Here is a 13,653-nt window from a genome sequence, read left to right on the forward strand (position 1 = left end):
TTCACCTTTCCACTTTTTCACTTTTTCACCTTTATAAAGGATACTCTTCAAAGGCGTACAGCACCGTTGACAGATAGCGTTCGCCCGTGTCGGGCAACAAAGTAACGATGCGTTTGCCCGCGTTTTCGGGGCGTTTAGCCAGTTGTGCCGCGGCAAAGGCGGCCGCTCCCGACGATATACCAGCCAACACACCCTCTTGTTGAGCCAATTGCCTACCCGTACGTATCGCGTCGTCGTTACTCACCTGCACCACTTCATCTATCACTTCTGCATTGTAGGTCTTGGGAATGAAACCAGCACCGATGCCTTGTATCTTATGCGGACCTGGCTTACCGCCACTCAGCACGGGCGAATCAGTAGGTTCAACAGCCACGATACGCACATTGGGGTTTTTCTCTTTCAAGTACTTTCCAACACCCGACACCGTTCCACCTGTACCCACACCAGCCACAAATATGTCTACTAGTCCGCTCGTGTCGGCCCAAATTTCGCGTGCCGTAGTCTCGTAATGCCGTTCGGGGTTGGCCTGATTCTCAAATTGTTGCAGTATAACAGCCCCAGGGATGGCCGCCCTAAGTTGTTGTGCTATTTCTATGGCTCCCTTCATGCCGTCTTTTCCAGGCGTAAGTTTCACTTGCGCGCCGTATGCCTTCACCAAATTTCGTCGCTCAACGCTCATTGTTTCGGGCATGGTAAGTATGAGTTGATAGCCCTTAACGGCAGCCACAAGCGCCAAGCCCACACCCGTATTGCCGCTAGTGGGTTCGATAATGGTTGCTCCGGGTTTCAGCAGGCCGCTGCGTTCGGCATCCTCAATCATAGCCAGTGCAATGCGATCTTTCACACTTCCGCCAGGGTTAAAACTCTCTATCTTTGCCACAATGGGCGTTTCAAGGTTGTTGGAAGCCGAAAACTTACCAAGTTCCAACAACGGGGTGCCTCCGATTAGCTCGGTCAGCCGTTTTGCAATACGTGCCATACACTCTATTTTCTTTTGAGATTAATATTCTTTTCACGGTGCAAAGTTACGAAGAAACACAAAAGCACACAATCGCATAAGTGTGGTATATTTGCCTAACACAAGAGAGAATAGGGGTACAAAAATGCGTGAAGGCAGTACATCTTCCCACCCTATGTAAAATTTTCAGCCCGTTTTTTAACATTATGAGTGCCGTTTTCGGCCACCAACCGCCCACCCGACCGCAAAAATCCGATTCTCGTGAAGGTTTGTTTGGATGCAAAAGGGGGGCAGTTGTGGATGCCGACAAAATGAATACGCATTGCATAAAACCGCAGTTTGCACCATACTTTGTGCTATTTGCTGCTAAATGTAGTGCATTTTGGTGCTAAACGCAGTGCAATATGCCGCTAAACGCAGTGCGTTTTGGTGCTAAATGCAGTGCGTTTTGGTGCTAAACGCAAGCTATTTTGGTGCTAAACGCAAGGCAAAATGCTGTTAAATGCGAGGCGATAAGCATAAATATTCACCGCAATTGTATAGACAAAACCATTCAGAACCATAAAAAACATGGCTAAAAAGAGCAAAATACACATTAAAAAGTGGAGTTTTAGGGACTAAAAGTGCGTTATTGGGGGAGTGAAAAACAACAATTAGGCTACCATCTAGAAAGGCAAAGTGATACTAAATGCACGTGATGTTCGCAAAAAAGGACAAAAAGAAGAAACGTAAAAGGCAGAAATAGCATCGATTTGCCTGCTTTGAAGCCATTTTTTTCGCTAGAATGGGGTGGCAAGCAGAGTGCAATTTGTAAAATTTATTGTAAGTTTATGAGTTGGTGAGGTTGTGAGTTGGTGAGGTTGTGAGTTTGGTGAGTTGATGAGATGATGGGATGATGGGATGGTGAGTTGAAGGGTTGATGAGTTGGTGAGGTTTGTGAGATTAATTGATATGATTGCTATATCTAACTCATTTAAAGTGATGAAGAACTAACAAATACAAGCGTTTACCTGAGTACAAAACCGCGATGCTGCTCGCAAATCACCTCAACTTTTCGTACATTTGCAGTGTTCTTTTGCACAAGGTCTGCACTCCGCATGATAAGCAAGTTGAAAGATACAAAGGGCAAAAGCATGCGGCGGTGATGAAATGAAATTCGAAAATAGTAGCATTCATAGTTTATAAAATTCAAAAAGCATAATGATAAGTCATGGTTTTGAACAAGCTAACAATAATGAAACGCTTGTTGATAGAATAAAAGGAACCATCTATGGCCAAGCCATTGGCGACGCACTAGGCTTGGGTACAGAGGGAATGACAGACGAAGAAATGGCCTTGAAATATCCCAATGGCATTACCCATTATAGTGACATCTTTCAAGACCATCATCGTAAAAGGTGGAAAATGGGCGATTGGACCGACGACACCGACATGATGCTGTGCATTGCCAATGCCGTTATCAAGGATGAAGGAGTTAATCTGACAACTATTGCCCAAAACTTTAAGCATTGGGCGGATGGCTGTCCGATGGGCATTGGCGAAACCACACATAAGGTTTTACTCTTTGGAGACTACGTAGAAAAACCTTTTGAGGTGTCTAAGAAAATTTGGGAGATGAGCCATTGCAGAGCGGCAGCCAACGGAGGACTGATGCGAACATCGGTTGTTGGCTTGTTTCCCAAGGCAGTAGAAGTGTGTGCAGCAAATATTTGCAGGCTAACACACTACGACCCGCGCTGCGTTGGCTCGTGTGTTATCGTGTCTTTGCTGATACATAGCTTGGTTTACGAAGGCAAAGGCCTGTCTTATCACCAAATAATAGACTTGGCCAGGAAATACGACAATAGGATTATCGAGTACGTAGACCTATCACTCGACATCGATATTCGAGTGTTAGAACTACAAGATAAAAACTCTGTTGGGTACACCTTACGCTGTTTAGCCGCTGGCCTATGGGCTTATTGGCATGCCAAATCGTTTGCAGATGGCCTTTTAGCCGTTGTAAGGGCAGGCGGCGATGCCGACACTAACGCCGCTGTTGCTTGTGCGATTCTGGGTGCTAAGTTTGGGTATAACACTATCCCAACGGAATATGTTGACGGACTAGTTTATAAAGACCAGCTTGACGACGTAGTTAAAGGAATAAGCTTGTTAGTGCTGCATTAAAGGCGGCAATATAATATACGGTCTATCTGCCCTCAATCCACCAGAGATACCACTCCCCTCCCCCTTAGAGGGAGGAGCGAGGGGCAAGGACATTATTTTCCTTGCTCCATGTCGCGCTTGCTCTTCGACTTAGTTACAAGCCAAACACCACCAAACACCAAGATGATGGCTAGGCCCTGCGCCCACTTCAACACGCCGATACCCATCAGCACACTAACCGTTACCGACACGATGGGCTGCACATAATTGTAGATGCTAACCACCGTGGGGCGAAGCGTTTTCTGCCCAACCATGATGAGGCAATAGCAAACAAAGGTGCAAATAACCACCACGTAGGCGGTTTCGAGCCACGTAATGCCCCCTATTTGTGCCCAAGGCAATGCGGCGATATGCGCCCCGGTAAAAGGCAAAAGCAACAACGTGGCCCAAAAGAACATCCACTTGCTGACCGTTATCACCGAATAGCGACGCACAAGGGGATGGAAAAGCGAGAGATAAAAGGAGTAAGAAAACTGCGCCGCAAGGCAAAGCAGGTCGCCACGGATGTCGCCTTGCACGCGGTTTGTGGCCGCCGCGCTAGTAAGGATAAGTATCAATGCACCACTACAACCCATCAACACGCCCGTGGCCTTCTTCCCCGTGATGGGTTCTTTTAGGATGATGGCCGAGAAGACCATCGCGAAGATGGGCATCGAGGTGGTTACGATGCTGGCATTGATGGGCGAAGTGAGGCTCAGTCCGATGGTAAAACAGCACTGGTTGCACACCAATCCGAAGACGGCCGCACCTGCAAAGCGCAACACATCTTTGCGTGGAACATGCTCTTTACGCATGAAAAGCGACGTTAGCCAAAACAATGCCGCGCCACCTGCCACCCTAAACGACACCATTGTGATGCCGTCGATGCCGTGGCTCATGGCATCTTTGCCCAAAGGAGCCATCAATCCCCAAAACAAACAGGCAAGAAACATGGCCGCATGAGCCTGCAAAGGCGCTGCGCCACGGTTGCAACTAGGGGTTTGGCAAGTGTCTTTTTGAGTGTTATCCTGCATCACGTTGTGCGTTTGTTCACAAGGCGAAGTGGACGAACTTTCGCCGATGTGCGCTTTATCCATATCTTCTTTTAGTTTTTATGGTGCAAAGTTACTCAAATTTAGAATAAAATGCGTACATTTGTAAGGCAGGTTCTTGCAAATGGTTTCGTTGCCTTTTCGGGCGATAGGGGCATTTAGCAAAACGCACAGTGATAGAGAAGCGTAAAAGTTCAACAGGCCACAAGTCTGCCACCGCACAAGCGATACGGACGAAGGCCATAACAACAAGCCCACATGGAGAAATATGCTAACTACATCAAAGAGATAGAGATAGACTCGCTATGGAGCGGAACGCGGCACATTGTGTGGCGACTGCACAAGCAAGTGAACGTGCTGAGCGGTGTGAACGGCATGGGTAAGAGTACCATTCTAAACCGAGTGGTGAAGTGTTTGCCCAAGGGAGGAGACGCCAACCAATGCCATGTAAAGGGCGTGCACATAACGATGGAGCCCGAAGACGCTACGTGCATACGCTACGACATCATCCGTTCGTTCGACCGCCCCCTGCTCAACGCCGAGATTATCGCCAAGTTGGGGTTGAGCATCACGACGGAATTGGATTTCCAACTTTATCAGTTGCAACGCCGATATTTGGATTACCAGGTAGACATCGGCAACCGCATTATACAAGCCTTGCAAAGTGGCGCTCCCGATGCGGCACGTGTGGCGCAAGCTCACAACGAACCCAAGCGCATGTTTCAAGACATGATTGACCGCTTGTTTGCCGAAACAGGAAAAACCATCATACGCACCGAGAACGAAGTGCGTTTCTCGCAGATAGGCGAAACGCTGCAACCTTACCAACTGTCGAGTGGCGAAAAGCAATTGCTGGTGGTGCTGCTTACGGTGTTGGTTGAAGACCGTCTGCCCTTTGTTCTGTTTATGGACGAGCCCGAAGTGAGTATGCACATCGAATGGCAAAAACAGCTTATCGACCTTATTTTGCAGCTTAACCCCAATGTGCAGATAATTCTTACTACGCATAGTCCAGCCGTTATAATGGACGGATGGATGGACAGGGTGACAGAAGTAAGCGATATTACGGTGGAATAGAAAGCTGGTGGATGGACGAGTTAACGAGTTAACAAGTTCACGAGTTGACAAGTTAACAAGTTGACGAGTTGACAAGTTGACAAGTTGACAAGTTCACGAGTTGACAAGTTGGCAAGTTGGCAAGCTGACGAGTTGACAATTTTATGAGTTCACGAGTTGACAAGTTCACGAGTTAACAAGGTTGTGAGCTAACAAGCTAAGAGGCGAAGCCATCTTTTCACCCTTTCACTCTTTCACTTTTTCACCTTTAAAAGCTTTTTCACCTTTAAAAGCCCTTTCACCTTTAAAACATACTTCTCCATGCCCAAAGGCCTAAAAGAACACTTATCGTCTTCGTACTTCGAGGCGGCCAACAGGATGACGCCCAAAAGGGCGCGCAGGCGCATCGTGGCATACGTTGAAAGCTACGACGACATATTCTTTTGGCGCACGGTGCTAAGCAGTTTTGAAAACGCTAACCGATATTTCGAAGTGATGTTGCCTTCGAAAGAAAACAAATTGGAGCGGGGAAAGAAAGCCGCACTGATGAGTTTGATTGGTGAAAAGGTGGGTAACGACATGATTGCCTGCGTGGATGCCGACTACGACTACCTGCTGCAAGGGGCATCGCCACTTTCGAAAGCCATACTGAACAATCCCTTCGTGTTCCACACCTACGCCTACTCCATCGAGAACCTGCAATGTTTCGCGGGTGGTTTGCACGAGGTTTGCGTGGCCGCCACACTGAACGACCATTTTGTTTTCGACTTCCCCGACTTCTTTGCGCGCTATTCTCGTATTGTGTTTCCGCTCTTCGTCTGGAACATTTGGCATTATCGCATGGGGCGTTATGGCGAATTTACAATCACCGACTTTAACAGAATGATTGACTTCGGCAGGTTTTCGTTTCATCGTACCGAAGAACAGCTGGGTAAACTGCAAAGCAGGGTTGACCACAAACTGCGACAACTGCGCCAACGTCATCCCAACGCCAAGGCTAGCTGGATTGAGGTGAAAGCCGACTTGCTTAGGTTGGGCGTTACACCCGACACTACCTATTTATATATACAAGGTCATCATCTGGCCGACACGCTCGTAATCCCTATGCTTATGCGCGTGTGCGAATATCTTGTGCGCGAACGCGAAATGGAAATCCGTCAGCAAAGCGTGCATTCCACACAAATGCGAAACGAATTAGCATCTTATGCCCATAGTGTGTCAGACATGGCTCCAATGTTGAAGAAGAGTAAGGTGTATGTGGATGCTGCTCCATTTCTACAAATAAAGAAAGACGTGGAGGAGTTTTTGGAAAAGAGTGAAAAACAGGTGACGAGCTAATGAGTGGACAAGTTGACGGGTTAACCAGTTGACAAGTTAACCAGTTGACAAGTTAATGAGTTGGTGAGTGGACAAGGGGACAAGTTAACAAGAAGTATAAAATGCTGCCGTTAACCGCAAAGCTATTGGCTTAACTCCTTAACTCCATAACTCCTTAACTCCCCAAAAAGAACTCCATAACTCCTTAACTCCTAAAAAGAACTCCTCACTACTCTACCCCTAAAACATACTGCAAATGCCTCATGGCATGTCCTCCCCATTGGTTATCATCCACATGTTGAAAGCCAACGCTAGTGTATAGCCTTTCGGCCTTGGGGTTCCCTTTGTCAACAAGCAGACCAACGGCAGGCAATTGCAGTTGTTTGGCCTTTTCTATGGTAGCCCTTAACAGAGCCTTGGCAATGCCCTTACCCCGATAACGCGCATCTACAGCCAAACTGTCTACATACAATTCGCCTGCTGCCGTCTCGTCGTCCATATCGCCGAAGTCGCGATTAAAGCGCGCTAGGCAACCTTGAACAAAGGCCACACGCAGCCGATGCAAGTGGGCACCATCGTAAGAAGTGCAGATGCCAATCACTTCGCGTTGAGCATTGAGCGCCACAAGCGTGTTAAGGTAGCTGTATTGACTATCTGCACGACCGACCAAATCGGCCATTAGTTGATGAAAGCCCAACAATCCGTGCTCTTCGCCTGCAAAATACAGACAGCATTCGTGGTTCATCGCCTCCATGATAAGGCGGGCGATGTCGGGAGCTTGACTTGGTTGCGCTTGCTCTATTGTTATCATCTGCGAAAGAAATGGTTATGTAATAAAGAAAAGTCCGACTAGTTGGATTAATTCGAACTAGTCGGACCCTTTCAGACCAATCAAACCAATCCGATTAGCCGATTGGCCCATTTATCAATTGGCTTAGTAGCCATCAATCGAAGAACAACGTGCGTTCTACCCAATAAACTAAGATGCCAGCAAGGTATCCAACGAAAGCCACCCACGTTATGCGTTTCATGTACCAGCCAAAGGTAATCTTCTCTAAGCCCATCACAACAACGCCAGCTGCGCTGCCAATGATCAGCATAGAGCCACCAACGCCGGCACAATAGGCCAACAACTGCCAGAAAATACCGTCTACGGCCATGTCGCCAGTAGGTGCAATGGGGTACATACCCATACATCCAGCCACAAGCGGAACGTTATCTACAATGCTAGAAAGCACACCGATGATGCCCGTTACCAAGTAATGGTTGCCACCGCTTACGCTGTCCAATCCACGACCCATAGCCGTAAGCACGCCAATCTCTGCCAAGCAGCCCACAGCCATCAAGATACCAAGGAAGAAAAGGATGGTGCCCATGTCTATCTTGCGCAGCAAGGCAATGACGCGAGCCGACATCGAGTCTTCGCCCAAATGCATTCTGCGGTGGAAAATCTCAGTGGCAGTCCACAAAACGCCCAGCACAAGCAATATACCCATGTAGGGAGGCAGGTCGGTAAGGTAGCGGAAGATGGGAACAAACATCAGTCCGCCAACACCGAGGAAGAAAATAATGCGGCGTTGCACGCGTGTAAAGGCCAACGTGCTGTCTTCTGCCGATGCGGCCATAGCAGGCAGTTTGCCTTTCAACATATACTGCATGATGAAAGCGGGAACCAGCATCGACACCAACGAAGGCACCAAAATCTCGGTTATTACGCCAACCGTGGTGATAGAACCAGCAATCCAAAGCATGATGGTGGTTACGTCGCCGATGGGCGAGAAAGCGCCTCCCGAATTGGCAGCGATAATCACCAACGCGGCATACACCATGCGGTCTTGCTTGTCGGCCACGAGCTTGCGCAACACCATAATCATCACGATGCTCGTTGTAAGGTTGTCGAGGATGGCCGACAGGAAGAAAGTCATAAAGGCAATGCGCCACAACAGTCCGCGCTTGCTGTGCGTCTGTATGGAATCGCGCACGAAGTTGAATCCGCCATTGGTGTCAACAACCTCCACGATGGTCATCGCCCCCATGAGGAAGAACAGCGTTTCGGCCGTTTCGCCCAAATGTTCTCTCAGGCTTTCGCCCACGTGTGCCAATATTCCGGCAGCATTACCTGTCAATTCGGGCATGCCGGGCAACACGAATTCGGATGGGTTAACCATGAAAAGCGTCCAGCAAGCCACACACATCAAGAGCGCCACGGGCGCCTTGTTCACCTTCGTCAAGCTTTCGAGGGCAATGCAAAGATAGCCCATAATGAAGACAACGACGATTGCCAATGTCAATGAAGTCATTTCCCTACTATTGTTTTAGATATAACGTACAGGCCCACCGCGCAAACACCGTTCGTTTGAAGGTGAGATTGTCGGGTTGGCCTTTAACGCTGCAAAGATAACAAATATATTGCAATTATTCAGTTTGTAAGTTCGCGAGTTTTCGAGTTTGTGTGTTTTCTGGCCGATAAGGAGAGAAGTTTGGAAGTTTAAGTGGGACAACAAACGATTAACTCACAACCTCCACGAACTTTAAACTCATCAACTAACAAGTCCGTCAACCCACAAGTCTAAACCAACTCAGACACTTATAAACCCAAAAGCTTATCAACTCACGAACTCAGAAACTCACGAACTCAGAAACTCACAACCGCCCCTCCTATGCCAATTTGTCAGCGACATGACGGCCATCTGCTCTTGGCACAAGCTTTGCACATGAGGTTAGCGAGCGGCGGCCTACACAACCAGCGACACACACTCATTATATATATGGTGCGTGCCGAACAGCAAGGCCACAACCGCTAGCATTTAAATAACGAACAAAAATATAAAATAAAATATTCTTATGGGAAAAATTATTGGAATAGACTTAGGAACAACTAACAGCTGTGTTGCCGTTTTCGAAGGCAACGAGCCAGTGGTAATCGCCAATAGCGAAGGCAAACGCACCACGCCTTCTGTGGTGGGTTTCGTTAAAGACGGCGAACGAAAGGTGGGCGACCCCGCCAAACGTCAGGCCATCACCAACCCCAAGAACACCGTTTACTCGATTAAACGATTTATGGGAGAGACCTACGAGCAGAGCCGCAAAGAGGCTGAGGCCATGCCTTACACCGTAGTCGACGAAAACGGACTGCCTCGTGTGGACATCGAAGGCCGCAAATACACACCGCAAGAAATATCGGCGATGATACTTCAAAAGATGAAGAAAACCGCCGAAGACTATCTCGGACAAGAAGTAACCGATGCCGTTATTACGGTTCCTGCATACTTCTCCGACTCGCAACGTCAAGCAACCAAAGAAGCTGGACAAATCGCAGGTCTTAACGTACAACGTATCGTTAACGAGCCAACAGCTGCCGCCCTGGCATACGGTGTAGACAAGGGCAACAAGGACATGAAGATTGCCGTGTTCGACCTTGGTGGCGGTACTTTCGATATATCCATCCTCGAATTTGGTGGTGGCGTATTCGAAGTGCTTTCTACCAATGGCGACACCCACTTGGGCGGCGACGACTTCGACCAAGTGATAATCAAATGGCTGGCCGATGGCTTTAAGGCCGACGAGGGTATCGACCTAACGAAGGACCCTATGGCCATGCAACGTCTGAAAGAGGCAGCCGAAAAAGCTAAGATTGAGCTGTCGAGCACCACTTCAACCGAAATCAACCTGCCTTATATATCGGCAGAGGGTGGCGTGCCCAAGCACTTGGTGAAGACCTTGACGCGTGCTCAGTTCGAGCAATTGGCACACAACTTGATACAGGCTTGTCTCGTACCATGCCAAAACGCCATAAAGGATGCCAAGCTGTCTACCTCGGATATCGACGAAGTTATCCTCGTAGGAGGTTCGAGCCGTATCCCCGCCGTGCAGACATTGGTGAAGAACTACTTCGGCAAAGAGCCTTCGAAGGGCGTTAACCCCGACGAAGTGGTAGCCGTGGGTGCTGCCATTCAGGGTGCTATCCTCAACAAGGAGAGCGGTGTGGGCGACATCGTATTGCTCGACGTTACGCCTCTTACGCTGGGTATCGAGACAATGGGTGGCGTAATGACCAAACTTATCGACGCCAACACCACCATCCCGCACAAGAAGAGCGAAACGTTCTCTACAGCAGTAGACAACCAAACGGCTGTTACCATCCACGTTTTGCAGGGCGAACGTCCTATGGCTTCGCAAAACAAGAGCATCGGACAGTTCAACCTCGAAGGCATCGCTCCCGCTCGTCGCGGTGTTCCACAGATTGAAGTAACGTTCGATATCGACGCCAACGGCATCCTCAACGTGTCTGCCAAAGATAAGGCCACGGGCAAGGAACAGAAAATACGCATCGAGGCTAGCAGCGGATTGAGCAAGGAAGAGATTGAGCGCATGAAGGCTGAGGCTGAACAAAACGCAGCTGCCGACAAGGCCGAACGTGAGAAGGTGGACAAGCTTAACCAAGCCGACTCGATGATTTTCACCACCGAAAACTTCTTGAAAGACAACGGTGACAAAATCCCTGCCGACCAAAAGCCAGGCATCGAAAGCGCACTGCAACAGCTTAAAGACGCCCACAAGGCTGCCGATGTTGCCGCAATTGATGCTGCCATCAACAACCTTAACAGCGTGATGCAAGCTGCTAGCGCACAGATGTACCAAGGCGCAGGTGGTGCTCAACCCGATCCCAACGCTGGTTTCCAAGGTGCAGGCGGTGAGCAAGCACAAAGCGACAACACTGGCGACAATGTGCAAGACGCAGATTTTGAGGAAGTGAAATAAAAGTGCTAACAAACGCTAATCAAAAATAAGCAAATCCCAGTAACATAATAAGTTGCTGGGATTTTTATTTCTTAATAATGATTAAATATTATCGTTTTTAATCGTTTTTGTGCTTATATTTGTACCATATTTGTGCCGCGACTTAATGGGAGATAAAGTGCGACTTAATTTAAAAGATAGATTGATAATCAAATAGATACAAATAGTATGGCAAGTGCAAAATTTCAAATAGAGCGGAAATGCGAAATTTGCGGTAAATCTTTTATTGCAAAGACACTTACCTCCAGATATTGCTCTAAGAAGTGTTCTCAGGCTGCATACAAACAAAGAAAAAAGGAAGAACAGTTGGATGCATTGAAAAGAGAAAAGACTGCGAGAGTTCCGAAGAACCAACCATATCTCTCAATAGCTGATGCAACTGCGTTGTTTGATATTGGTCGCGACTCCCTTTATCGCTTAATCAGGAATAAGCAAGTCCGTTATTATAACCTCGGACTAAGGATGATACGTATTTGCAAAGCTGATTTACAAGAACGTTTTAATCTACGTCCTTACGATGAAAGAAGAAAGGAAAAACAATCGGAAGTAAAGACTTATCGGCTTGAGCCTGAAGATTGTTATACGATTGGAGAAATAGCTAAGAAGTTTGGTATCCATGATAGTACTGTATATCTGCATATTCGCAAATATTCTATTCCAACAAGGCAGATTGGTAATTACGTCTATGCACCAAAATCAGAGATAGACAATTTGTATAAACACTAACCCGCGACATACAATGAGAAAGGAACTTGATAACACAAAGGCAACAGTACGATTGCGAAAGAGTGCCTATCGAAAAGAATGGTACTTGTATATAGAAAGCTATCCTGTGAGAGTAGCAGGCAAAGATTCTCCACAAAGAGTGCGTGAGTATTTAAACAGAACAATCACTACTCCTATTTGGGATAAAAGCAGAACTGCTCGTACTACCGAAGCGACTCAAACATTCAAACCTAAACGAGATTTGAACGGAATTATCTTGTGCAAAAGTGAGATAGACCAAGAGGCCTGTATTTATGCAGATAGTGTTAGAAAACTACGGCAGCGTGAATATGATAATGCAAGCTTGTATAGTGACACAGAAACAGAACAAGCAGAACAGAAAGAACGATTGCAACAAAATTTCATCAAGTACTTTGATAAAGTAGCAGACAAGCGACATCGTAATAGTTCCCTTTCAATTCAAACAAACTGGGAACGAGTACATGTTTTGTTGAGAATGTTTGCTGGAGACACGCTACTCTTTTCACAGATAGATAATAGATTGGCAGAAGATTTTAAGTTTTTCTTGTTGTCCGCCCCTTGTGGTGGAAGTAAGAAAGGTACAATATCACGAAACACAGCTTCTACATATTTTTCTATTTTTAAGGCTGCACTCAAACAAGCATTCATAGACGGATATTTGACCATAGATTTATCTGCAAAAATCAAGGGCATACAGGAACAAGAATCCCGAAGGGAATACTTAACCCTTGATGAACTTAACAAGTTAGCTAATACTCCTTGTGAACGTGAGGTACTTAAACGAGCTGCACTATTCTCAGCTCTGACAGGATTAAGACATTGCGACATTCAAAAGCTAAAATGGAAAGAAATTGCTATAGAAGGTAACCAAGCTAAACTTCTCTTTACTCAGAAAAAGACAAAAGGGGTAGAATATATGCCTATTTCGGAGCAGGCTTTTAAACTTTGTGGGGAACCAAGACAACCAGAACAACTTGTTTTTGAAGGATTACCAAATCCTTCTTGGATTTCTCGTCCATTAAGAACATGGATAGAAAAAGCTGGTATTCAGAAGCACCTCAGCTTTCATTGTTTTAGGCACACATTTGCTACCCTTCAACTTGCAAACGGCACAGACATCTGTACTGTAAGCAAGATGCTTGGGCATACAAATGTCAAAACAACTCAAGTATATGCAAAGGTTGTCGATGAAAAGAAAAATAAAGCAGCCAATGCTATTCAAATAGATATTGAAAATGATAAAACTTAATTCGACAACATAATATGAATACCAAATATTTTGAACATATCGTAGTATATCTGTCCGTTCTTGTTGTTTGTGTCATCATTGCGTTGTTTGCAAGAGTGATTGCCTTACGTTTAGGGGTTGATGAATTTACTGCACAAATAGTCTTTTGGAGTGTTGTTGCCATAGGCATCATCATTTATTCTATATTGTCTATTTTGGTAGAGGGACTATTTACGGCATTAGTCAAGTTTTTCTTTCCAAAGAAACAAGAAGATAAAATAACTAAAGTTTCCCACCCTAATAAATAGATA

The 13,653-nt window shown here is 46.5% G+C and carries 10 protein-coding genes and 1 pseudogene; 7 read left to right on the forward strand and 4 right to left on the reverse strand.

Going from position 1 to position 13,653, the window contains the following annotated elements:
* Positions 1-31 precede the first annotated feature (31 nt).
* Positions 32-979, reverse strand: a complete 948-nt coding sequence (gene cysK, locus HMPREF2955_RS07935) for a cysteine synthase A (RefSeq protein WP_019188638.1) — start codon at positions 977-979, stop codon at positions 32-34.
* A 1,179-nt stretch (positions 980-2,158) separates the two neighbouring features.
* On the opposite strand from cysK, the gene HMPREF2955_RS07940 reads away from it, so the two are divergent.
* Positions 2,159-3,124 (forward strand): ADP-ribosylglycohydrolase family protein, encoded by a 966-nt coding sequence (locus HMPREF2955_RS07940; protein WP_070722470.1) that lies wholly within the window; start codon positions 2,159-2,161, stop codon positions 3,122-3,124.
* 92 nt (positions 3,125-3,216) lie between these two features.
* Here HMPREF2955_RS07940 and HMPREF2955_RS07945 read toward each other — a convergent pair whose 3' ends face one another.
* A complete protein-coding gene (locus HMPREF2955_RS07945; RefSeq protein ID WP_070722486.1) occupies positions 3,217-4,176 on the reverse strand; it encodes a DMT family transporter in 960 nt (319 codons plus the stop codon).
* A gap of 276 nt (positions 4,177-4,452) precedes the next feature.
* Between HMPREF2955_RS07945 and HMPREF2955_RS07950 the strand changes: the two genes are divergently transcribed.
* Both HMPREF2955_RS07950 and HMPREF2955_RS07955 read left to right on the forward strand, forming a co-directional pair.
* Positions 4,453-5,271 carry an AAA family ATPase gene (locus HMPREF2955_RS07950; RefSeq protein WP_070722472.1) on the forward strand — a complete coding sequence of 273 codons (819 nt, stop codon included), beginning with the start codon at positions 4,453-4,455 and terminating at the stop codon, positions 5,269-5,271.
* A 300-nt stretch (positions 5,272-5,571) separates the two neighbouring features.
* Positions 5,572-6,588: a DUF4435 domain-containing protein gene (locus HMPREF2955_RS07955; protein WP_070722474.1), complete on the forward strand. Its 1,017-nt coding sequence runs from the start codon at positions 5,572-5,574 to the stop codon at positions 6,586-6,588.
* 208 nt (positions 6,589-6,796) lie between these two features.
* Here the strand turns inward: HMPREF2955_RS07955 and HMPREF2955_RS07960 are convergent, their stop codons facing one another.
* Positions 6,797-7,378 (reverse strand): GNAT family N-acetyltransferase, encoded by a 582-nt coding sequence (locus tag HMPREF2955_RS07960; RefSeq protein WP_070722476.1) that lies wholly within the window; start codon positions 7,376-7,378, stop codon positions 6,797-6,799.
* A 133-nt stretch (positions 7,379-7,511) separates the two neighbouring features.
* Entirely contained in the window at positions 7,512-8,867 is a 1,356-nt protein-coding gene (gene nhaD, locus HMPREF2955_RS07965) for a sodium:proton antiporter NhaD (protein WP_070722479.1), read from the reverse strand.
* Between the two features lie 544 nt (positions 8,868-9,411).
* Here nhaD and dnaK point away from each other — a divergent pair.
* From dnaK to HMPREF2955_RS07985, 4 genes and pseudogenes are all read left to right on the forward strand, one after another.
* Positions 9,412-11,328: a molecular chaperone DnaK gene (gene dnaK / locus HMPREF2955_RS07970; protein ID WP_009229186.1), complete on the forward strand. Its 1,917-nt coding sequence runs from the start codon at positions 9,412-9,414 to the stop codon at positions 11,326-11,328.
* A gap of 207 nt (positions 11,329-11,535) precedes the next feature.
* Positions 11,536-12,093, forward strand: coding sequence for a helix-turn-helix domain-containing protein (locus HMPREF2955_RS07975; protein ID WP_070722481.1), 558 nt, complete (start codon positions 11,536-11,538; stop codon positions 12,091-12,093).
* 13 nt (positions 12,094-12,106) lie between these two features.
* On the forward strand, positions 12,107-13,363 hold the full coding sequence (locus HMPREF2955_RS07980; RefSeq protein WP_070722482.1) for a site-specific integrase: 1,257 nt from the start codon (positions 12,107-12,109) through the stop codon (positions 13,361-13,363).
* 14 nt (positions 13,364-13,377) lie between these two features.
* A pseudogene (locus HMPREF2955_RS07985) lies at positions 13,378-13,620 on the forward strand (mobilization protein); the annotation flags it as partial.
* Between the last annotated feature and the right edge of the window lie 33 nt (positions 13,621-13,653).

It is taken from the genome of Prevotella sp. HMSC073D09 (assembly GCF_001814145.1).
Taxonomy (GTDB): Bacteria; Bacteroidota; Bacteroidia; order Bacteroidales; family Bacteroidaceae; genus Prevotella; species Prevotella conceptionensis.